Source organism: Kitasatospora sp. MBT66, from assembly GCF_000710405.2.
Classification (GTDB): Bacteria; Actinomycetota; Actinomycetes; order Streptomycetales; family Streptomycetaceae; genus Kitasatospora; species Kitasatospora purpeofusca.
Genome location: NZ_JAIY01000006.1, coordinates 499,349 through 501,761 on the forward strand (window position 1 = coordinate 499,349; position 2,413 = coordinate 501,761).

The window sequence follows — 2,413 nt, forward strand, 5'->3', positions numbered from 1 at the left end:
CGGCCCCGGCCGCCACGACCGCCCCGGCCTCCGCCCCCGCCGGCGCGCCCACCACCGCGCCCGCCACCGGGAAGCCCTCCGCGTCCGCCCCCGCCCAGGCCGCCGGCACCTGCGCCACCAAGGACGTCGTCCTCACCGCCAAGGCCGAGTCCCAGGCGGGCGGCTACATCCTGATCACCGTCAAGGCCAAGCCCGGCGTCACCTGCACCCTGGCCGCCCGCCGCCCCGTGATCGCCTTCGGCTCGGGCGGCATCGAGGCCGCCAAGGCCGAGCAGGCCGCCGCCCAGCCGATCAGGCTCAGCGGGTCGGAGGCCGCCTACGCGGGCGTCATGACCAAGACCACCAAGGACAACCAGGCGATCCAGTTCAGCGACGTCATCGTCGGCGTCAACGACCCGGACCCCGACCCGGTCAGCCTGCCGATCGGCCCGACCAACGTGGACAAGCCGATCGTCACCAACTGGCACAGCAAGCCCGCGGAGGCCGTGCCCGTCCACTGACCCGCCCGGCCCGAGGGCACCGGGCGGCCGCCGGACCGGTAATCGCTGGTCCGGCGGCCGCCCCTCTGCTTGGATCCGGCCATGACCACGGAACTGCCGGACGGCTACGAGATCTCCACCGACCCCGCGCGCCTCGACGCCGCACTGATCCACCGGTGGCTGTCCGAGGACGCCTACTGGGCACTCGGCCGCAGCCGCGAGAAGCAGGACCTCGCCATCGCCGGCTCGCTCAACTTCGGCGTCTACGAGCGCGCTTCCGGCACCCAGCTCGGCTACGCCCGGGTGGTCACCGACCGCGCCACCTTCGCCTGGCTCTGCGACGTCTACATCGCCCCGGCCGCCCGCGGCCGGGGCCTCGGCACCGCCCTCGCCGCCGCCGTCCGCGACCACCTCGCCCCGTACGGCCTGCGCCGCCTGCTGCTGGCCACCGCCGACGCCCACCCCGTCTACGCCAAGGTCGGCTTCGAGCCGATGGAGAAGCCGGAGAAGTGGATGATCCTCGGCCGGCAGTGACGCCCGTGTGCGGTGGAACAGCACACCGGAAACGCCCGCAGGGCCTCCCCGTGCGACGGGGAGGCCCTGCGGGCGTGAACGTTACTGCCGGCGGATCGCCGTGGATCAGACCTGGCCGGCCTTCTCCAGGGCGGCGCAGCAGGTGTTGATCAGCAGGCGGGTGACGACGTAGGGGTCGACGTTCGCGTTCGGACGACGGTCCTCGATGTAACCCTTCTGCTCGACCTCGACCTGCCACGGGATGCGGACCGAGGCGCCGCGGTCCGAGACACCGTAGGAGTAGACGTTCCACGGGGCGGTCTCGTGCTTGCCGGTCAGGCGGGACTCGATGTCGGCGCCGTACTGGGTGACGTGCTCGAGGACCAGCTCCTGGGAGGCGCCGAGCGACTCGCAGGCGGTGATGATCGCGTCGTAGCCCTCGCGCATCGCCCGGGTGGAGAAGTTGGTGTGCGCGCCCGCACCGTTCCAGTCGCCGCGGGCCGGCTTCGCGTCGAGGGTGGCGTCGATGCCGAACTCCTCGGCGGTGCGGTAGAGCAGGTAGCGGGCGATCCACATGTCGTCGGAGACGGTCAGGGCGTCGACCGGGCCGATCTGGAACTCCCACTGGCCGGGCATGACCTCGGCGTTGATGCCGCAGATGGCGAGGCCGGCGTCGATGCAGCGGTCCAGGTGCAGCTCGACGATCTCGCGGCCGAAGACCTCCTCGGCGCCGACACCGCAGTAGTAGCCGCCCTGCGGGGCCGGGAAGCCGCCCTCGGGGAAGCCGAGCGGGCGGGAGCCCTTGAAGAAGGTGTACTCCTGCTCGATGCCGAAGATCGACTCCTGGTCCGCGAACTGCTCGGCGACACCGCGCAGCAGGGCACGGGTGTTGGACTCGTGCGGGGTGCCGTCGGTCTCGTTGACCTCGCAGAGGACGAGGATGTTGTCGCCGCCGCGGATCGGGTCCTTGACGACCCGGACCGGCTCGAGCACGCGGTCCGAGGCGTGACCCTCGGCCTGGTTGGTCGAGGAACCGTCGAAGCCCCAGGTGGGGATCTTGTCCGCGTTCGGCAGGACACGAGTCTTGGAGCGGAGCTTGGCGGTCGGCTTGGTGCCGTCGATCCAGATGTACTCGGCCTTGATTGCCACGGCGGTGTACCTCGCAAACTGGGTGGTGGGTGCCCGCGTAGCGTTGCAAGGCGCCGTTTCCCGGTTGTTCCTCTCATGTAACGCGCATGTGAACCAACCGTCCGCATTGGCACGGTCACAGTGCGGGAGTGCCGCAGGTGGCACTCCCGCACATGAAGAGACGCAGGGGTTGTCAGTGGCGGCGGGCGTGGGCCGCGACCGCGCGGCGGCGGCGGGTGCCCCAGAGGGCGGCGGCGCCGCCGGCCACCAGGGCCGCCGCACCGGCGGCGAGC

3 protein-coding genes are annotated in these 2,413 nt (G+C 71.7%); 2 read left to right on the top strand and 1 reads right to left on the bottom strand.

Translation table 11 applies throughout. From position 1 onward, the window contains the following. Both BI06_RS14735 and BI06_RS14740 read left to right on the top strand, forming a co-directional pair. A partial coding sequence (locus tag BI06_RS14735) for a DUF4232 domain-containing protein (protein WP_043468520.1) occupies window positions 1-500 on the top strand: 500 nt, incomplete at its 5' end. An 81-nt stretch (window positions 501-581) separates the two neighbouring features. Beyond that, window positions 582-1,013, top strand: a complete 432-nt coding sequence (locus BI06_RS14740; RefSeq protein ID WP_030394902.1) for a GNAT family N-acetyltransferase — start codon at window positions 582-584, stop codon at window positions 1,011-1,013. 105 nt (window positions 1,014-1,118) lie between these two features. Here the strand turns inward: BI06_RS14740 and glnII are convergent, their stop codons facing one another. After that, window positions 1,119-2,141 carry a glutamine synthetase GlnII gene (gene glnII / locus BI06_RS14745; protein WP_030394903.1) on the bottom strand — a complete coding sequence of 341 codons (1,023 nt, stop codon included), beginning with the start codon at window positions 2,139-2,141 and terminating at the stop codon, window positions 1,119-1,121. Between the last annotated feature and the right edge of the window lie 272 nt (window positions 2,142-2,413).

Coding starts and splice junctions, on each gene's coding strand:
- BI06_RS14740 (WP_030394902.1), top strand. CDS start 582: ATGACCACGGAACTGCCGGACGGCTACGAGATCTCCACCGACCCCGCG.